Raw genomic sequence first — 16,974 nt, 5'->3', positions numbered from 1 at the left:
AAGACGCAATGAACCGAAAGTTCGACGCTCACAAAACACCACGATCTATCACATACCCAATTTGCTGAAGCGAGGCCAGCTGGCCACGACTCAGTACCCGAATTTCTTGACGACCATAGAGCATTGGAACCACCTGATCCCATCCCGAACTCAGCAGTGAAACGATGCATCGCCGATGGTAGTGTGGGGTTTCCCCATGTGAGAGTAGGTCATCGTCAAGATTAAATTCCAAAACCCCAATTGCGAAAGCAGTTGGGGTTTTGTTTTGGGCGCTCGAAAAGTGTCCGCCTTGTCGCTGTACACCTGTGCGCCCCAACCTCCGACTTGACTGCCCCGACAAATTTGCACAGTTATTTCTGAGCGACACCACTAGAATAGCCACCTAATCATTTTTAGAGTCAGAGCCCTATCTATGCCCGATCCGGTTGATGCCCACGAGGTATCGGATTTACCGCTAGACGATCTGGTGGCATGCCATGAGTGCGACTTGCTGATGCGCAAACCAACGCTCGCCCTCGGCGAAAAAGCCCAATGCCCACGCTGCGGCTACGAGCTATACGCTCACCGTCACAATGTGGTCGAGCGCAGTCTCGCCTTGGTACTGGCAGCCCTGCTGCTGTACGTCCCCGCGAACTTTTTGCCCATCATGCAGCTCAATCTACTCGGGCAGTCTTCGGAGGACACCGTGTGGAGCGGCGTCGTTGGCCTGTTCGATACGGGCATGCAAGGCGTTGCCGCCGTGGTGTTCCTGTGCAGCATGGGCATCCCCTTGCTCAAGCTTCTGTGCCAGTTGGCAGTGCTGCTCAGTATTCGCTGGAACATAGGGCGCAATTACGGGCTGCTGCTATATCGCATCTACCACCACATGAAGGACTGGGGGATGTTGGAGGTCTACTTGATGGGTGTGCTGGTGGCGATCGTAAAGCTCGCCGACATGGCCTCCATCACAATTGGCCTGGGCCTGGTCTGCTTCGTGAGTCTATTAATGGTTCAAGTTCTGCTTGAGGTGGTGATGTCGCCCCATCAGATCTGGCAAGCGCTGTCAGGAGAGGATGACCATGCGGGCGATTGATGCAGGTATTCTGATTTGTACCGAATGCCATGAGTTGAACAAGCAGGAAGCGGATAGCGAGGAGCAGCTCTGCACCCGTTGTGGCGCGTTGATCCATGCCCGTCGCCCCAATAGCCTTACACGTACCTGGGCGCTGTTGATCACCGCGGCGATCCTGTATATCCCCGCTAACCTGTTACCCATCATGACGGTCAGCTCCCTCGGCCAAGGCGACCCCAGCACCATCATGTCGGGTGTCATCCAGCTGGTGCAGCACGGGATGTTTCCTATCGCTGCCGTGGTGTTCATCGCCAGTATCCTGGTACCGACCTTCAAGTTGGTCGGCATTGGCCTGCTGCTGTTCTCGGTGCAGCGTCACCAACCGCTGTCCGCGCAACAACGCATTGTGATGTATCGCTTTATCGAGTTCATTGGGCGTTGGTCCATGCTGGATATCTTCGTGATCGCCATCCTGGTGGCGCTCGTTAACTTTGGGCGGCTAGCCAGTATCGAGGCCAACCTCGGCGCTGCGGCGTTCGCCAGTGTGGTGATCTTGACGATGTTTGCCGCAGTAACTTTCGATCCCCGACTGATTTGGGATAACACGGAGTCGGACGACGACGATGAGTGATTTGCCTAAAGCTAAAACCCGCCCAGCCTCTAACTGGTCGGCCATTTGGGTGCTGCCCCTGATTGCCCTGATCATCGGTGGCTGGCTGGGGTGGCGTGCCTATTCCCAGCAAGGTATCGAGATTCAAGTTCGCTTTGAAAGCGGCGAAGGTATTCAGGTCAACAAGACCGAAGTGGTCTACAAAGGCATGACCGTGGGCAAGGTCAAAACCCTGGCCCTGGATGACGAAGGCAGCAATCGCGGGGTGATCGCCACCATCGAGATGAACAAGGACGTGGAGCAGTACCTCAAGACCAACACCCGCTTCTGGTTGGTCAAGCCCAGCGTCAGCCTTGCCGGTATCACCGGCCTGGAAACCCTGGTTTCAGGTAACTACATCGCCGCCAGCCCCGGTGATGGCGAGCCCACGCGCAAGTTCAAGGCGCTCTCCGAAGAGCCGCCGTTATCCGACGCCAAGCCCGGCTTGCACCTGACCCTCAAGGCCGATCGCCTGGGCTCGTTGAACCGTGGCAGTCCGGTGTTCTACAAGCAGATTCAGGTCGGTCAGGTCAAAAGCTACCTGCTGTCTGAAGACCAGAGCACCGTCGAGGTCAAGGTCTATATCGAGCCGACCTATGCCAACCTGGTGCGCAAACACACGCGTTTCTGGAATGCCAGCGGCATCAGTATCGACGCCAACCTTTCCGGCTTGAAAGTGCGCAGCGAATCCCTCTCCAGCATTGTCGCCGGAGGTATCGCCTTCGCCACTCCTGAAAACCGCAAAGACAGCCCGCCCACCGACCCGAGCCTGCCTTTCCGCCTATACGAAGATTTCGATGCCGCCGCAGCGGGGATCAAGGTCAAGGTCAAACTCACCGACTTTGAAGGCCTGCAGGCCGGGCGTACGCCGGTCATGTACAAAGGCATCCAGGTCGGCAGCCTGAAAACCCTGAAGATCGACCCGGACCTGTCCAGCGCCAGTGCCGAGCTGACCCTCGATCCATTGGCTGAAGACTACCTGGTCGAAGACACGCAATTCTGGGTGGTCAAACCGTCCATCTCCCTGGCGGGCATCACCGGCCTGGAGGCCTTGGTCAAGGGCAACTACATCGCGATTCGCCCAGGCGACAAAGGCACCCCGCCACAACGCGAATACGTAGCCCGCGCCAAGGCGCCACCTTTGGACCTGCGTTCCCCGGGCTTGCACATGGTGTTGCTCACCGACAGCCTGGGCTCGTTGGATGTCGGCAGCCCGATTCTGTACAAACAGGTCAAAGTCGGTTCGGTGCAGAGCTACCAGTTTTCACGCAAGAAAAAACAACTGGTGATCGGCGTTCATATCGAGAAGGAATACGAAAGCCTGGTCAACGGCTCGACGCGCTTCTGGAATGCCAGCGGCGTCACCCTTACGGGCGGGCTCACCGGCGGTATCCAGGTCAAAAGCGAATCCCTGGCCAGCCTGATGGCGGGCGGTATCGCCTTCGAAACGCCGGAACCGAACGTGCCATTAAAACATCGCATCCCGCGCTTTCGCCTGTATGCCGACCGTGATGCCGCCAACCAGCGCGGCACTCTGGTGACCATCAAAGTCGACCGAGCCGACGGCCTGAGCGCCGGCACACCGGTGCGCTTCAAGGGGCTGGATGTGGGCAAGATCGAGAGTGTCGACCTCAGTGCCGACATGCAATCGGTGCTGCTCAAGGCGCGTATCACTCAGGTCGCGGACCGTATTGCGCGTACGGGCAGCCAGTTCTGGGTGGTCAAGCCGGAACTGGGGCTGATGAAGACGGCTAACCTGGAGACCCTGGTCACCGGCCAATACATCGAAGTGCAACCGGCCGCGAAAAACGCCGGCCCGCAGAAGAGCTTTGTCGCCCTGGCCCAGCCGCCTGAAACCGTGCATCAGGAAGCTGGCCTGAGCCTCACACTCAGCGCCGCCCGCCGTGGTTCGTTGAAGGAAGGGGTACCGGTGACCTACCGTGAAGTGACGGTCGGCAAAGTCACCGGCTATGAGCTGGGCCAGACCGCCGACCGTGTGTTGGTGCACATCCTGATCGAGCCCAAGTACGCACCTCTGGTACGCAGTGGCAGCCGCTTCTGGAACACCAGCGGCTTTGGCCTCGACTTCGGCTTGTTCAAGGGCGCGACCGTGCGTACCGAGTCCCTGGAGACGTTAGTGGCTGGCGGGATCGCCTTTGCCACCCCGGATGGCGAGCGCATGGGCAACCCGGCACGGCCGCAGCAGACGTTCCCGTTGTTCGACAAGTTTGAGGATGAATGGCTGACCTGGGCGCCCAAGATTCCACTCGGTAAATAAACCGAGGCGCGGCTATCGCGGGCAAGCCCGGCTCCCACAGGGATATGCATTTTCAGCAAGTATGCATTCCAACTGTGGGAGCCGGGCTTGCCCGCGATGAGGCCCACAAACACACCGCAAATCCCAAGCCGAAAAAAAGGCCGCGATCCAAAAGATCGCGGCCTTTTTGCCTTTCAGTACAACCCGTCAGACTTCATCCAGCTCCGGCTCGTCCGCCTGCACATTCATCGTCGCCTTCACCACATCATGGCGACGGATGTACTTCCAGTCCGCCTCATCAATGTAGATTCCGTTCGGCCCGCTGCCGCCTTCCAGGTCGATCGCCACCTGGGCGGACACCTGCGGCTTCACACTGGCCAGAATCGGTACAAAGCCCAATTGCAGGCTGGTTTCCAGCAGTGCTGCCTGGTTCTTCTCATCGATGTCTGCCGCTTCATCGAGGTAGTACGGCAAGCGCACGCGACCGGCCTGGTCGCGGTCCATCAGGTGCAGCAACAAGTACATGTTGGTCAGCGCCTTGATGGTCATGGTAGTGCCGTTGGACGCAGCGCCGTCGATGTCGGTATGGATCACCGGCTGGCCGTTGACCTTGGTGATTTCGAACGCCAATTCGAACAAGTCCTTGAGGCCCAACTGGTTATGGTTGGCGGCTACCAGGCGAGCCAGGTATTCCTTGGCTTCTTCGTTCTTGTTGTCCTGTTCGGCGCTCTGGCTGAGGTCGAACACCGAGAGGGTCTCGCCTTCTTCATACTGACCGGCACTGTGGATGATCTGGTCGATATGCTTGAGCGCTTCCTTGTTCGGCGCCAGTACGATGCGGAAGCTTTGCAGGTTGGAGACCTGGCGCTTGTTGATCTCACGGTTGAACAGCGCCAACTGATGTTCCAGGCTGTCGTAGTCACTACGGATGTTGCGCAGGGTACGGGCGATGTCGGTGACCGCTGCACGGCGCGCCTTGCCGAGGGTCAGCGCCTCGTCGGTACGGTGCGCATAGGCGTTGATCAGCAGTTGCAGACGACGCTCGACATCATCCTCACTGTCGAACTTGGCCACGCCCTTGAGACGCACCTGGGCGTACAGCGCTTCGATCTGGCCATCGGCGCGCAGCAAACCCTGCCAGCTGTCCTGATAGTCATTGAGCAGCGGCAGCAGGTTGTCCATGGAGTCGTCGACCGGGTCCATGAACGGCGTACCGAACGGCAGATCCGCCGGCAACAGCTGACGACGGCGCAACGCGTCATCCAGCGTGCGTTGCTTGGCTTCCATATCGCCGATCTGACGGCCGACCAGTTGCAGCTTGGCCGACAGTTGCTGGACGCGCTCGGTAAAGGCATCGCTGGAACGCTTCAACTCGTCCTGGGCCGCTTCCATCTGCGCCAGGTTTTCCAGCTTCTCGCCTTCTTCGGCGCTCAGGGTCTGGGTGCGGCGGAAGTCTTCCAGGGCCTTTTGGGCATCCAGTACCTGCTGGTACAGCGCTTCGGTCTGGGTCTTGCTTGCGGCGCGGTCGGACGCCACGGCCTGCTGGGTTTTCAGTTGCTTGAGCTCTTTTTCCAGGCGCTCTTTCTGGTCACGCAACGCGGCGCGATCCGCCAGGGCTTGCAGTGCCGGCGGCTCGATGTGCGAGATGTCGATGGACAGCCCCGGCACCTCAAAGCGCTCGCCCTTGAAGCCATCGAGAATCTGCTCCAGGGATTTGACCCACTGGCCGTCCTCGTCCAGCGTGATGCCATGTTCGCCCAGCGGCAGGCTGAACAGCGAGCTGTTGAACAGGCGCATCAGGCGCTCGACATCCTGCTGCGAAAATTCTTCGCGCAGCTTGGCGTAGCTGTTGTTGTCCGCGTGATCGAGTTGCTGCTTGACCGACTTCAAGCGCTTTTCCAGGTCGCGCAGACGCTCGTCCAGGTCCTCGGCGCTGAACTGTCGCGACTGCGCCAAGGCGCCCGCCAGTTCATCGTGGGCATCCTTGGCGGCGAGCAGTTGCTGCTCCAGCATCTTGACGTCATCCACCAGGGCAAAGCGGTGCTTGAGCACCGACAACTCGCCCAACCAACGCTGGATGCCACTGATTTCCCGCTCCAGGCGCATCAGCTCCTGGGTGCCGCCGCGCTGGTCGTTTTGCAGCGCGTCCTGCTCGTTGCGGTAGTGTTCGGCCTGGATGGTCAGCTCTTCCTTGCGCGCACTGGCGTAGTCCGACCAGGTGCCCAGCAACGAATCCAGCAGCGGTGACAGGCGATGCAGTTTGCCGCGCAGGGCGTCGCGCTGTTTCACGCCATTGGCCAGGGCTTCAACCAAGGGGCCGGCAGCCACCAGCGAGTTGTAGTCCTGCTCCATGCGTCGCACATCACGGAAGGCTTCTTCACAGGCCGCGATGTAGTCGACACTGCCCGAACGCAGGCTGTGTTCGAAGGCATCAAGGAACAGTTGCTTGAGCTTGGCCGCGGTGATTTCGCGCATGTGCAGCAGGTTGATAAACAGCGCGCGGAACGTCTTCAGGCTCTGCTCGCTCGTGGAGCGCAGCGGAATCAGCGTCAGGTCCAGCGGGACCGACGTATGCCCGCCCACCAGCAAGCGCCGCAGTTCATCGGGCTTGAGCTCGTAGGCTTTCAGGCCCTCGCGCTCAAGGTTGGTGAACAGCTCTTTCTGGCGCAGGCAGGTGTCGTTTTTCTGGTAGTGGGCCAGGTCCAGCTTGCCGGCGTAGGCAAAGAACTGGTGACCAAAGCCGCCGCCCGGGCCGCGGCCGACTACGCCGATAACGTGCGGGCCGTGGGGCAGAGAGACTTCTACCAGGATGTAGCTGGTGTCGGTGGCAAAGTAGAAACGCCGCGATTGTTCCAGGGTGTACTTGCCGAAGCTCATGTCCGACATGCGTGCCAGGATCGGGAATTGCAAGGCGTTGATCGAGGCGGATTTACCCAGGTTGTTGGCGCCGTACACCGACAGCGGTTCTTCCAGCGGGAACAAGCCCAGGCTGTAACCGGCGGTGTTCAATAGGGCGAAGCGGCGGATGCCGTAGCGTTCCTTACTCATGCGTCGGTCTCCTGTTCTTCGGCAATGGCACGGGCCAGGGCATCTTCTTCGCTTTCTTCGGTGAAGGCGCTCAGATCCAGCGGGTCATCGGTCTTCAGCAGTTTCTCGTCGCTGTCTTCGTCGATAATCACCGGTGCCGGCAGCGGCAGTACGCTGTGTACGCTGGCGGCAAGGTCGCGGTCCTGCTGCACCGACAGGCACACATCCAGGAAGCGGTGCATCGGCGGCAGGAAGCGGTAGATACCGTTGTCTTCGCTGGCAAAACCCAGTTGGGTCATGCGGCGCATGATTTTTTCTTCGAGCTCTTCCTGGGTCTGCACCTCGGCCTGGATAAACAGGTCACGGTATTTCTCCAGCAACGAAGGCAATTCATCGCGGCCCAGGCTGCCGCCGTCGAGCACCGAAATCGGGTCGCGACCCTGGTCGGCCAGGTGTTCGACGATGATGAAGGTGAACAGGGCCAGGCGCTGGGCGGTTTTGTTCACCTGCGCGGCAGCCACGGCAGTGTCCGGCACGAAGTAATAGAAGCCGCGGGTATCGCACACCAGCTCAAAGCCCAGGGCCTTGAACAGCGTGCGGTACTGGTCCTGGAAGTTCGACAATTGCGCGTACAGCTCCGGGTCGCGACGGCTGACGTGGTAACCCTTGAACAGCTCGCGAAAGATCGGCGCCAGCTGGGACAGTTCGGATAGATCAAGATGCATAAGGCGTGCTCGCAGAATTCTCGGTGGCATCGACGCCGGCCGGGAGCAGGGCGAAGGAGCGCAGGCTGACCTGGTGCTCGTGGGTGTGGTAATCGCGACGTTCCAGGCGCTCGCGCTTGAAGCGTTTTTCCCGGGACAGGCGCGAGAACCAGTACAGCAATTCATCGGTGGCGCCGTCCGGTTCCTGCTCCAGCAGCCAGGTCATCAGGTCGGGCATCGGCAGCGCGTCTTCGCAGCGTTCGAGCATTTCCTTGACCGTACGCGGTGCGCGCGGGGCTTCGCCTTTGTGGGACTTGTGCGCCTTGGGGAAACGCGCCGGCTTGGGCTCGAAATTGGCCAGGGCATACACATAGGCCTCGACCTGGCTGGCACTGCCCAAAAAGGTACTTTGCGGCCGGGTGAACATCGGCATCGCCGCTTGCGGCACCGCGTCCAGGCCTTTGCGGCGAATCGCCGACAGGGCCAGCGCCGCACCGCGAGTCACGGCGTTATGCCGGCGTGCTTCTTCACGCAGCGGCAGCAGCAACTCCCGCGCATGGCGCAAGGTCAGCTGGGCGCTGGTTTGCATCTCGAGGATGCGCGCATGGGTGCGCAGCAGCATGTCGTCATCTACCAGGTGGCCAAGACGCTGTTGCTCGGTGAGCATGCGCAGCAGCACGTTTTCCACCTTGCGTACGCCTTGCTCGAAGGCGCCGTCGGCGTTCACCAGTTGGATCATCGGCTCGACGTATTCGTCCCAGGTCGCCAATACCTCGGCGTAACGCTGGCGCAACGGGATCTGGCGGTCGCTGGTCTTGGCGCGGTCGGCCACGGCGGCGAGGGCCTGTTCGTCGTTGGCGAGTTTTTTGAGCACATCGCGCACGCGCATATCCAGCAGGCGCAGTTGCCGGGCCAGGTCGTGGCCGTCACGGATGTCGAAGGCGTCCTGGATGTAACCGGCCAGACGCTCCAGGTGGCGCAGGTAGGCTTCGATTTCCAGGCACAGGCCAAGCCGGTGCTCCTTGCGAAGATACGCGAGGAAGTCGTGGATCTGCGCGTTGAGCTCGAAACGGTTCGGGCTCTTGGCGACAGGTACCAGGATATCCAGGCGAATCCACACGTCCAGTAGGCTGGTGATGTCCTGGGGCGTGCTGTCCAGTTGTTGGGCGGCCAACTGTGCGCGCAGCTCGGCCAGGCTCAGGGTGCCTTGGTCGAAGTGTTCGCACAGAGGCTCAAGTAAGGCCCAGTGTTCGGCGAGGGCGCGCAGGACGCGCTTGGGTTCGATCATGGGAATGGCCGGCTGGTTGGCGATAAAAGTCGCGATTGTACTGCATCAGGCGCGGGATTTATCCACAGCCGGTCAGTGCGCAGTGGGCGATTGTTGCCGAACAGCGGTAGAATCCCCGCTCTTTACTTATCCACAAGTGGCCGAGCTGTGCTTATCGAGTCCCGACGTCGCGCTTACTTGACCGCCATGCAGGTGGTCAACTGGCTGCCCCGCACCGAACTGCCGTTTGCCGCGCCTTCGCGGCCCGAGTTGTTGCAGGCGCTTGAGCCTTATGAGGCGTTCGAGTCGTCGGGGGAAGAAGCGGCCGCGCCCGTGGCGGTGGTCAAGCCCACCCCTGAGACGCGCCCGGTGGTCGAACGGGCCAAGATCGAAGTGCCGCGCCCTGCGCCGGTGACCAAAGCTGCCAAGGTGCTGGAGGAGGCTGCGCCGGTGGCCAAGGCGCCGGTCGTGCCGCCGCCACGGTTTGCCCTGCAATTGCTGCGGGCCGGGCGTTGCCTGTTGCTGGTGGAACTGCCGACCGGCGAACGTTTCCAGTCCCGCGACCCGGCCTACCTGTTGCTCAAGGACATGCTGCGCGCCGCCGGCCTGCCCGACAGCCCGCAAATCGTCGGTGAGCCGGTGCGCTGGCCGCTGCTGGTGCGCGGCACCATGGACCAGGGCCCCGAGGCCGCACGAGATTTCGTCCAGGGGTTTGTCTCGGCACGCCTGGAAGACGAGCCTTGCGTGTGCCTGTGGCTGATCGGCCTGCCCGCTGTGCGGTTTGCCGGTGAAGCCAACGCCGAGGCCTGGTACCGCGAGCTGCAGGTTGAAGGCCTGGGTTCGGTATGGGCCCTGCCGGGCCTGGAATTATTAATGGAAGAGCCACAGCGTAAGGCTGATGTCTGGCAAGCCATGCGCCGGCTGATGGCGCGCTGGAAAACAACTGATGAGTGAGGCTTTATCCTTTCGCCCGATGACCGAGGCCGACCTCGACGCCGTGCTGAAAATCGAATACGCGGCGTTCAGCCACCCCTGGACCCGCGGGATTTTTCTCGACGGGCTGGGCAAGTACCAGATCTGGCTGATGTTCGAAGGCGAGCAGCAAGTGGGGCACGGGGTGGTGCAGATCATTCTCGATGAAGCGCACTTGCTGAACATTACTGTGAAGCCGGAAAACCAGGGCCGTGGTTTGGGCCTGGCGCTGCTGGAGCATTTGATGTCGCGTGCCTATGCCGCCAATGCGCGAGAATGCTTCCTCGAAGTGCGGGACAGCAATACCGGCGCGTTTCGCCTGTATGAGCGTTATGGCTTCAACGAGATCGGCCGTCGCCGGGATTACTACCCGGCGGTGGGTGGCCGCGAAGATGCAGTCGTGATGGCCTGCACCCTCGTCGACTGAACAACCGTGAGCTGTAGGAGCGAGCTTGCTCGCGAAAAACGTCAACGATAACGCGTGCTTCCTGGATGACCGCGGCGCCGGTGGGTTTTTCGCGAGCAAGCTCGCTCCTACACCTACATAGGGTGATGATCGATCAGCGCTTGCGGTTCAGCGGGTCCAGATCAGCCAGTTCCGCCTCATCCAACCCATTCCCGCCACCAATGTCATTCTCTCCCACGACGCTCAAGTCATAGTCGGCGGCATTGTCTTCGCCTTCCTCCTGCGCATCCCGCGCGCCGTCCTCACGGATCAGCGTCTCCGGGCTCATATCGTCGTCGGTGGAATCATGATCATCCGTCGATGCGCCGGTCAGCCCGGCTTCGCGCACCCGTTCGTCGGGCATCAGATGGTCGCGCTCACGGCGGGGCAGCTCGTCGCCGATTTCCGCAGTCTGGTCCTGCTCGTCAAAATCCAGCTCGCGCATCTCACCCATGCGGTCTTCGTTGTCATCGATCGGTTCCGGCTGCGTTGCGCCGTAGGGACGTCGTGATTCAGTCATGGCCAATCCTCATACTGTGGGGCTTATAGTGTGTGGACAGGCATGGCAGCCAAAAAATTCAAGCTAATTAGCGCCTGGCGTGACCCGGACGAGGGCTTGTCAGTCACAAACCTGCGCATCATTCCTGAGGCTTCCCTGATGAACGAACTACAAGACCTGCTTGATAACAACGAACGCTGGGCGGACGCGATCAAACAGGAAGATCCCGAATTCTTCGCCAAGCTCGCCCGCCAGCAGACCCCGGAATACCTGTGGATCGGCTGCTCCGATGCCCGTGTACCGGCCAACGAGATCGTCGGCATGTTGCCCGGTGATCTGTTTGTGCATCGCAACGTGGCCAACGTGGTGCTGCACACTGACCTCAACTGCCTGTCGGTGATCCAGTACGCGGTGGACGTGCTCAAGGTAAAACACATCCTCGTCACCGGTCACTACGGCTGTGGCGGCGTGCGTGCGTCGATGCAGGACCGCCAGTTCGGCCTGATCGACGGCTGGCTACGCACCATTCGCGACCTTTACTACGAAAACCGCGATGTGCTGGCCCAGTTGCCGACCGAAGAAGAGCGTGTGGACCGCATGTGCGAGCTCAACGTGATCCAGCAGGTGGCCAACGTCGGCCACACCAGCATTGTGCAAAATGCCTGGCATCGCGGGCAGAGCCTGTCGATCCATGGCTGTATCTATGGCATCAAGGACGGTCGCTGGAAGAGTTTGAACACCACCATCAGTGGCTTCGAGCAACTGCCGCCGCAATACCGCCTGCGTCCGTTGGGCGAAGCCTAAGGTCGTTTGTGCTCACGCCACCAGGCCATGAAGGCCTGGCCTTCGGCGTTCAGCGGCTCCTTGCTGCCGGCGATCCAGCCCCGGCAGTTCAGCTCGCCGCAATGGCAAGCGAACTGCCGGGCCAGTGTGTCTTCGGTGGTGGCGTAATCCAGCGTCAGCAAGCTGCCGGCGCCGATGGGTTGCACCGTCCATAGCTCCAGGTACGTCGTGTCTAGAAACACGTTCGGGTTGCAGGAGTGCTGTAACAGGCCGCAGAGCCAACAATCGTACAAGTGGATGCGGGGTGACAGTTGCAGCGTGTACGGGCGCCGTTCGCTCACGGCATAACCGGAAACCTTAGCAATGCGCGTGCGACTCTCAAAGGCCACGCGCGCCGTGACCCTGGCCGCAACCCCTTCAGCCTCTTGCTTGACCTCAAAGTGCTCGGTCGAGGGGTAACCCTGTTCCACGAGCAGCGTCTTGAAGGGATAGAGGCAGTCATTCACAGCCGTTTCAGCCTTATCCATGGCTCGAGTTTTCATCACTCTCCTGAGCGGGGCTGCATGGACCTGCGGGTGTGACGGCCAGTCTTGCAGCAAATGGGCGCGGCCCTAGATTCGCCGAAGTGGGATCCGGTTTCTACTGTCAAAGTTGACAGTAGAAACGGTTTCTTCGCCTTAAAGCGCGGGGGCTATGACGGTGGGCGTCGGAGCGGCATTTCTCAACAGTTTCAACTGCGCTTTGATAGGCGCTGTGGCGCACTTGGCGTTGGCCTGCTCGGGCGTCAGGTGGCGCACCGAGGTGTAGAACAATTCACACGTCTGCTCCTTGCGCGTGACTTGCCAAGTGTTCAGGCAGGCCTTGAGCAATACGTTCGCATCGCTGGCGGGTTTCTGGCCCATGCCTGCTTGCCAGCAGGCGGCGCTCAAGTCCTGGCCCATCACTTTCAAACCGGCGTCATCAGCCTTTTGTTCATCACCGTCATAGCTGTCGGGGCTGGCCGCATACCAAATGTAACTTGGGTGGTTGGCGCCCAATACCGCGACGGTTTTGCCAGGCTCTGGGCTGATCTGCGCCAGGCTCAGCACGCCCACGGTTTGCCCGTATTGTTGCTTGATCCAGCTACGCACTGGCGCGCCGAAGGCCACCATGGGTAATGCGCCGCCAGGGCGCAGGCTCAGTTCCTTGACCATGCGGGTCTGGTAGTCGGTGAAATACCCGTAGACGGTTTCCAGGTCTTTGCCGGCATTGGACGGCGCAGCGATGGGCGCGATATCGATGATGGTCTGGTACGCCGGCGTTTCCGTGGCCGGTACGCCATTTTCGCTTAACAAGGTGGCCCAGCGGTCGGTGGTGGCCGATTCCAGGTAATCCTGGGCCTGGGTCAGCGAGTAATCCGGAGGGAAGTGCAACAGCTCGATGCTTTTGCGGTTTTCCAGGGCCATGCCCAACGGCAGGAACAGGTACCAGTTGTAGGCCCATTTGCCATCGCTGTTGAGCTGGCTGGCGCCTTGGTAAGCCAGGTCGGCGGTATTGAGCAGCGTGGTCAGTGGCTGGCCGTAACTGTCGGGCACGCCGCTGAAGGTCGCCGTGACCTGACCGTCGTGGGTCTTCACACTGACCTTGGCCCGGCTGTAACCGTCACGTTGCAGGCTCTGGTTCAAATAGTGTTCGGCGGTCTGCTCCAGTGACCATGGCCGGAAGCAGATCACATTGCAGTTGTTGGGGTACGCGAACAACTGGGTGACGCGCTGCGTGTTGCCCAGTGGCACCTCGATGTCGGCCTGTACGACCGCACTCGCCAGTAGTACGGCGAGGGTGAAGGACAGCCTGGTCGGTTTAAACATAGTCGATTCCTTGTCAGCGAAGCCCGTCTGCGCGGGATGGAAGCCCACCTGCACACAGTAGCGGCTGACCGGGAAAATCGCGTGTTAAATCGCCCGGCATGTCGTTATTGGATAAGCCCCTACAGGCTGAACTGCAAGGCACTGCTCAGATCGCCCATGGGTTTCTGGCCGCGCGCGATCATCGCGTCATCGCGCTGCTTGAGGCCGTCCAGGGTTTCCAACTGGAACACCCGGGTGATCAAACGCAGGATCGATGCCGTGTCGTACACCGTATGGTCCACCGTGCCTTTGCGGGCAAACGGTGACACCACCAGCGCCGGAACCCGCGAGCCCGGGCCCCAGCGGTCACCCTGGGGCGGAGCCACGTGGTCCCACCAGCCGCCGTTTTCATCCACGGTCACTACCACAACCATGTTTTTCCACTGCGGGCTCTCTTGCAGCACCTTCAAGGCGCGGGCGATATGGCGATCGCCCGAGGCCACATCGGCATAACCGGCGTGCATGTTCAGGTTGCCCTGGGGCTTGTAGAAACTCACGGCGGGCAGCTTGCCGGCCTGGGCGTCGGCGAAGAACCGGTTGGTGCTTGACTCATCGCCCAAACCGCCGTCGCGCAGGCGCCTGGCACGTTCTGCCGGGTTTTGCGGCCCTTGCTGCTTGAAGTAATTGAACGGCTGGTGGTGGTACTGGAAATTCGGAATCTTGGGGATGCCGCCGGAGTCCTTGAACTGCTCCAGGGTGGCTTGCCACGCACCGGCGTACCAGGCCCAGTCGATGTTCTTCTTCGACAGCTTGTCGCCAATATGCTCGTGGGTTTGCGGCACCAGCACATTGGGCAGGTCTGGCTTGGAATAATCCGGGTTTTGCGGGTCGCGGATCCAGGTGGGCCAGTAGGGTGGGGCCAGGGTGTTTACGCCGTAACCATCGGGTGTCAATGCGCTGGGGCCGAATTGTGGCGGGCCGGTCATGGCGCTGGCCGGGGACGTGTCCAAGGGCTTTAGGCGCGTGCCGCTGGGGTCATCGCTTTGCAGCGTGGCGATCTGCGCCTTGGCCACTGACTGCGCAGCATTGGGATAAAACGGCGCGGTGGCGCTGATCAGGTACTGGTGGTTAAGGAACGAGCCACCAAACGCGCCCTGGAAGAAGTTATCGCACAGCACAAACTCCTTGGCCACGTCCCACAGGCGCAGGGCATAACGGCTTTGGGCGTAATGGCCCATCACCAGCCCACCGGAATCGCCCCAGGCGACAAAACCATCATTCTTGCCGCCGTTGATCTGCATCTGGTTCTGGTAGAACACGTGCCATAGGTCGCGGGTCACCAGGCTCAATGGCAGGTCTTCGCCCTGCGGGCCTTTGAGGGCGAACGACGCGTTGGGCAGGTTTTGCTGGAATTGCACTTCGCTGGGGTAAGTCACCCCGTCCACCGTTTGTGGGCCGACCTGCAACACACCGCCCCAGCTCGGTGGCAGGGCAGGCAATACGCTGCCATCGCGGTCGCGCTGCTGGAAGTCCTTGGCGGTTAACGCCGACAGCGGTTTCTCCACCCCGGGGAAATCTGCGAACAGGTTGTTGAAGCTGCGGTTCTCGGCATAAATCACCACCACGGTTTTCACCTGCTCGCGCAGCGCCTTGTCCAGTTCCTGGGGCGTGAGCGGCCGCGCCACGGGTGGGCTCGGTGCTTCGCTGGTATTGCCGCAGGCACTCAAGGTCGCCCCCACCCCCAACACCGCCGCACCGCCGAGGAAGCGCCGACGGCTGGTGTCTACCGGCGTTTTGGGGGCGCAGTCGTGGGCAGGGTGGTCGTTGTGCTCGTCACTCATTGCGAGGAATCCTTGGCGAGATGTTGCAAGATATTTCGCAGGACGGTAGCAATGGAATGTGACGGAACAAAGACAGGCTTGAGAGCGCTACAGAACAAATTGTGGGAGCGGGCTTGCTCGCGAATGCGGGGTGTCAGTCAACGAATTCATTAACGATCCACCGCATTCGCGAGCAAGCCCGCTCCCACACCGACCGCGTTATGGCATGACTGGCGGCAGATACTTCAACGTCGTCCCCAGCGCCCACAGCAAAAACAACACCAGCGGCGTATGCACCAGCAACTGCACAAACGAAAACCCAATCAAATCCCGCGCCTTCAGCCCCAACACACCCAGCAACGGCAACATATAAAACGGGTTGATCAAGTTCGGCAGCGCCTCGGCGGCGTTGTAGATCTGCACCGCCCAGCCCAGGTGGTATTGCAGGTCATTGGCCACTTGCATCACATACGGCGCTTCGATGATCCACTTGCCGCCACCCGAGGGAATGAAGAAGCCCAGCACTGCCGAGTACACACCCATCAGCAGGGCGTAGGTGTCGTGGGAGGCGATGGATGTGAAGAACGTCGAGATGTGGTGCGCCAGGGTCTGGCCGTCGCCGCCCTTGACCACTGTCATCAGTGCGGCAATCGAGCCGTACAGCGGGAACTGGATCAGCACGCCGGTGGTGGTCGGCACCGCTCGGGCCACGGCATCGAGGAAGCTGCGCGGGCGCCAGTGCAGCAGCGCGCCAACCATGATGAACAGGAAGTTATAGGTATTGAGCCCCGAGATGGCGCTGATCGCCGGCTTGGTCGAGAACTCATGGAACAGCCAGCCGGCCGCCAGCAACGCCAGCAGAATCGTCAGCAACGGGCTGTGTTCCAGCCATTCACCGGGGCGCGTCGGCGCCTGCGGCTTGGGCAGGTTGAAGGCCGGGTCAATGCCGCAGGCCTTGGCGTCCCGGGCGCTGTTGGGGCCAGGCGCGGTGGCGTAGGCGATGATCAGCGACACTACGATCAGCGCCAGCAACAGCACGCCGGATTGCCACAAAAAAATGGTCTCGGTGAACGGGATCATCCCAGTGATCGACAGGATCGACGGCGGCAAGCTGGCCGGGTTGGCCTGCAACTGCGCAGCCGACGACGACAGCCCTAGCGCCCATACGGCCCCCAGGCCAAGGTACGCCGCAGCGCCAGCGGCGCGGTAGTCCATGCGCAAGTCCGTGCGTCGGGCCAATGCCCTTACCAACAAACCGCCGAACACCAGGGACAGGCCCCAGTTAAGCAATGAAGCCACCATGGAAATCAACGCCACCCAGGCCACGGCCGAACGGCCATTCTTGGGAATGCGCGCCAGGCGGTCGATCAACTTCACTGCCGGCGGTGAACTGGCGACCACGTAACCGCCGATCACCACAAAGGCCATCTGCATGGTGAACGGGATCAGGCTCCAGAACCCATCGCCAAATGCCTTGGCCGCTTCGGCCGGTGCGGCGCCCATGCCCAGGGTCGCGACGGCGACGATGATCACGGCGAGGGCGGCAAACACCCAGGAGTCAGGAAACCAGCGCTCGGCGAAGTTGGAGCAACGCAGGGCAAATCGGGCATAGCGGCTGTCTTCGATAGCATCGGCCACGAGTCTTTCCTCTTGTAGTTATTATGGGGTTTGGCA

General features: G+C 60.9%; 14 protein-coding genes and 1 rRNA gene. 7 read left to right on the top strand and 8 right to left on the bottom strand.

Features of this window, described 5'->3' with window-relative positions:
- Positions 1 to 105: 105 nt before the first annotated feature.
- From rrf to HU730_RS09890, 4 genes are all read left to right on the top strand, one after another.
- Positions 106 to 221, top strand: a 5S ribosomal RNA gene (gene rrf, locus HU730_RS09905).
- A gap of 191 nt (positions 222 to 412) precedes the next feature.
- A complete protein-coding gene (locus tag HU730_RS09900; RefSeq protein WP_034128130.1) occupies positions 413 to 1,072 on the top strand; it encodes a paraquat-inducible protein A in 660 nt (219 codons plus the stop codon).
- Complete coding sequence (locus HU730_RS09895) at positions 1,059 to 1,682, top strand: paraquat-inducible protein A (RefSeq protein WP_186526990.1); 624 nt, start codon at positions 1,059 to 1,061, stop codon at positions 1,680 to 1,682. Before HU730_RS09900 ends, HU730_RS09895 begins: the two co-directional genes overlap by 14 nt.
- The gene (locus tag HU730_RS09890) at positions 1,675 to 3,978 is read left to right on the top strand and encodes an MlaD family protein (RefSeq protein WP_186526989.1); all 2,304 of its coding nucleotides are present in this window, start codon (positions 1,675 to 1,677) and stop codon (positions 3,976 to 3,978) included. The genes HU730_RS09895 and HU730_RS09890 overlap by 8 nt, the downstream gene beginning before the upstream one ends.
- 186 nt (positions 3,979 to 4,164) lie before the next feature.
- Here the strand turns inward: HU730_RS09890 and mksF are convergent, their stop codons facing one another.
- From mksF to mksB, 3 genes are read right to left on the bottom strand one after another with little or no spacing between them, the layout of a single operon-like run.
- A complete protein-coding gene (mksF, locus tag HU730_RS09885) occupies positions 4,165 to 7,005 on the bottom strand; it encodes an Mks condensin complex protein MksF (RefSeq protein ID WP_186526988.1) in 2,841 nt (946 codons plus the stop codon).
- Positions 7,002 to 7,709, bottom strand: a complete 708-nt coding sequence (mksE, locus tag HU730_RS09880) for an Mks condensin complex protein MksE (RefSeq protein ID WP_060764115.1) — start codon at positions 7,707 to 7,709, stop codon at positions 7,002 to 7,004. Before mksE ends, mksF begins: the two co-directional genes overlap by 4 nt.
- Positions 7,699 to 8,976, bottom strand: a complete 1,278-nt coding sequence (gene mksB / locus HU730_RS09875; protein ID WP_003188283.1) for an Mks condensin complex protein MksB — start codon at positions 8,974 to 8,976, stop codon at positions 7,699 to 7,701. The genes mksE and mksB overlap by 11 nt, the downstream gene beginning before the upstream one ends.
- 186 nt (positions 8,977 to 9,162) lie before the next feature.
- Here mksB and HU730_RS09870 point away from each other — a divergent pair, with 186 nt between their 5' ends.
- Both HU730_RS09870 and rimI read left to right on the top strand, forming a co-directional pair.
- Complete coding sequence (locus tag HU730_RS09870) at positions 9,163 to 9,909, top strand: hypothetical protein (protein WP_060764114.1); 747 nt, start codon at positions 9,163 to 9,165, stop codon at positions 9,907 to 9,909.
- Positions 9,902 to 10,354, top strand: a complete 453-nt coding sequence (rimI, locus tag HU730_RS09865; protein ID WP_003188286.1) for a ribosomal protein S18-alanine N-acetyltransferase — start codon at positions 9,902 to 9,904, stop codon at positions 10,352 to 10,354. Before HU730_RS09870 ends, rimI begins: the two co-directional genes overlap by 8 nt.
- A 133-nt stretch (positions 10,355 to 10,487) precedes the next feature.
- Here the strand turns inward: rimI and HU730_RS09860 are convergent, their stop codons facing one another.
- Positions 10,488 to 10,892, bottom strand: a complete 405-nt coding sequence (locus tag HU730_RS09860; protein ID WP_034128125.1) for a hypothetical protein — start codon at positions 10,890 to 10,892, stop codon at positions 10,488 to 10,490.
- 138 nt (positions 10,893 to 11,030) lie between these two features.
- On the opposite strand from HU730_RS09860, the gene can reads away from it, so the two are divergent.
- Positions 11,031 to 11,675 carry a carbonate dehydratase gene (gene can, locus HU730_RS09855; RefSeq protein WP_003188288.1) on the top strand — a complete coding sequence of 215 codons (645 nt, stop codon included), beginning with the start codon at positions 11,031 to 11,033 and terminating at the stop codon, positions 11,673 to 11,675.
- On the opposite strand, the gene HU730_RS09850 is transcribed toward can, so the two are convergent.
- The 4 genes from HU730_RS09850 to HU730_RS09835 form a co-directional block, all read right to left on the bottom strand.
- The gene (locus tag HU730_RS09850) at positions 11,672 to 12,196 is read right to left on the bottom strand and encodes an SET domain-containing protein-lysine N-methyltransferase (protein WP_072434125.1); all 525 of its coding nucleotides are present in this window, start codon (positions 12,194 to 12,196) and stop codon (positions 11,672 to 11,674) included. The two genes, can and HU730_RS09850, sit on opposite strands and share 4 nt — an antisense overlap.
- Positions 12,197 to 12,331: 135 nt before the next feature.
- Positions 12,332 to 13,501, bottom strand: a complete 1,170-nt coding sequence (locus tag HU730_RS09845; RefSeq protein WP_186526987.1) for a hypothetical protein — start codon at positions 13,499 to 13,501, stop codon at positions 12,332 to 12,334.
- 119 nt (positions 13,502 to 13,620) lie between these two features.
- A complete protein-coding gene (acpA, locus tag HU730_RS09840; protein WP_186526986.1) occupies positions 13,621 to 15,321 on the bottom strand; it encodes an acid phosphatase in 1,701 nt (566 codons plus the stop codon).
- A 198-nt stretch (positions 15,322 to 15,519) separates the two neighbouring features.
- Complete coding sequence (locus HU730_RS09835; protein WP_003188294.1) at positions 15,520 to 16,938, bottom strand: TIGR00366 family protein; 1,419 nt, start codon at positions 16,936 to 16,938, stop codon at positions 15,520 to 15,522.
- Positions 16,939 to 16,974: the final 36 nt, after the last annotated feature.

The sequence above is a fragment of the Pseudomonas sp. SWRI22 genome, assembly GCF_014268395.2.
GTDB lineage: Bacteria > Pseudomonadota > Gammaproteobacteria > Pseudomonadales > Pseudomonadaceae > Aquipseudomonas > Aquipseudomonas paracarnis.
Note: the sequence above shows the minus strand (reverse complement) of the source record. Positions and strands in the feature narration are given on the sequence as shown.

Bases quoted from the DNA above. Each gene is read 5' to 3' on its own strand.
- HU730_RS09900 (WP_034128130.1), top strand. From the start codon at position 413: ATGCCCGATCCGGTTGATGCCCACGAGGTATCGGATTTACCGCTAGAC.
- HU730_RS09845 (WP_186526987.1), bottom strand. From the start codon at position 13,501: ATGTTTAAACCGACCAGGCTGTCCTTCACCCTCGCCGTACTACTGGCG.
- rimI (WP_003188286.1), top strand. From the start codon at position 9,902: ATGAGTGAGGCTTTATCCTTTCGCCCGATGACCGAGGCCGACCTCGAC.
- HU730_RS09895 (WP_186526990.1), top strand. From the start codon at position 1,059: ATGCGGGCGATTGATGCAGGTATTCTGATTTGTACCGAATGCCATGAG.
- acpA (WP_186526986.1), bottom strand. From the start codon at position 15,321: ATGAGTGACGAGCACAACGACCACCCTGCCCACGACTGCGCCCCCAAA.
- can (WP_003188288.1), top strand. From the start codon at position 11,031: ATGAACGAACTACAAGACCTGCTTGATAACAACGAACGCTGGGCGGAC.
- HU730_RS09860 (WP_034128125.1), bottom strand. From the start codon at position 10,892: ATGACTGAATCACGACGTCCCTACGGCGCAACGCAGCCGGAACCGATC.
- HU730_RS09890 (WP_186526989.1), top strand. From the start codon at position 1,675: ATGAGTGATTTGCCTAAAGCTAAAACCCGCCCAGCCTCTAACTGGTCG.
- mksB (WP_003188283.1), bottom strand. From the start codon at position 8,976: ATGATCGAACCCAAGCGCGTCCTGCGCGCCCTCGCCGAACACTGGGCC.
- HU730_RS09870 (WP_060764114.1), top strand. From the start codon at position 9,163: ATGCAGGTGGTCAACTGGCTGCCCCGCACCGAACTGCCGTTTGCCGCG.
- mksE (WP_060764115.1), bottom strand. From the start codon at position 7,709: ATGCATCTTGATCTATCCGAACTGTCCCAGCTGGCGCCGATCTTTCGC.
- HU730_RS09850 (WP_072434125.1), bottom strand. From the start codon at position 12,196: ATGAAAACTCGAGCCATGGATAAGGCTGAAACGGCTGTGAATGACTGC.
- mksF (WP_186526988.1), bottom strand. From the start codon at position 7,005: ATGAGTAAGGAACGCTACGGCATCCGCCGCTTCGCCCTATTGAACACC.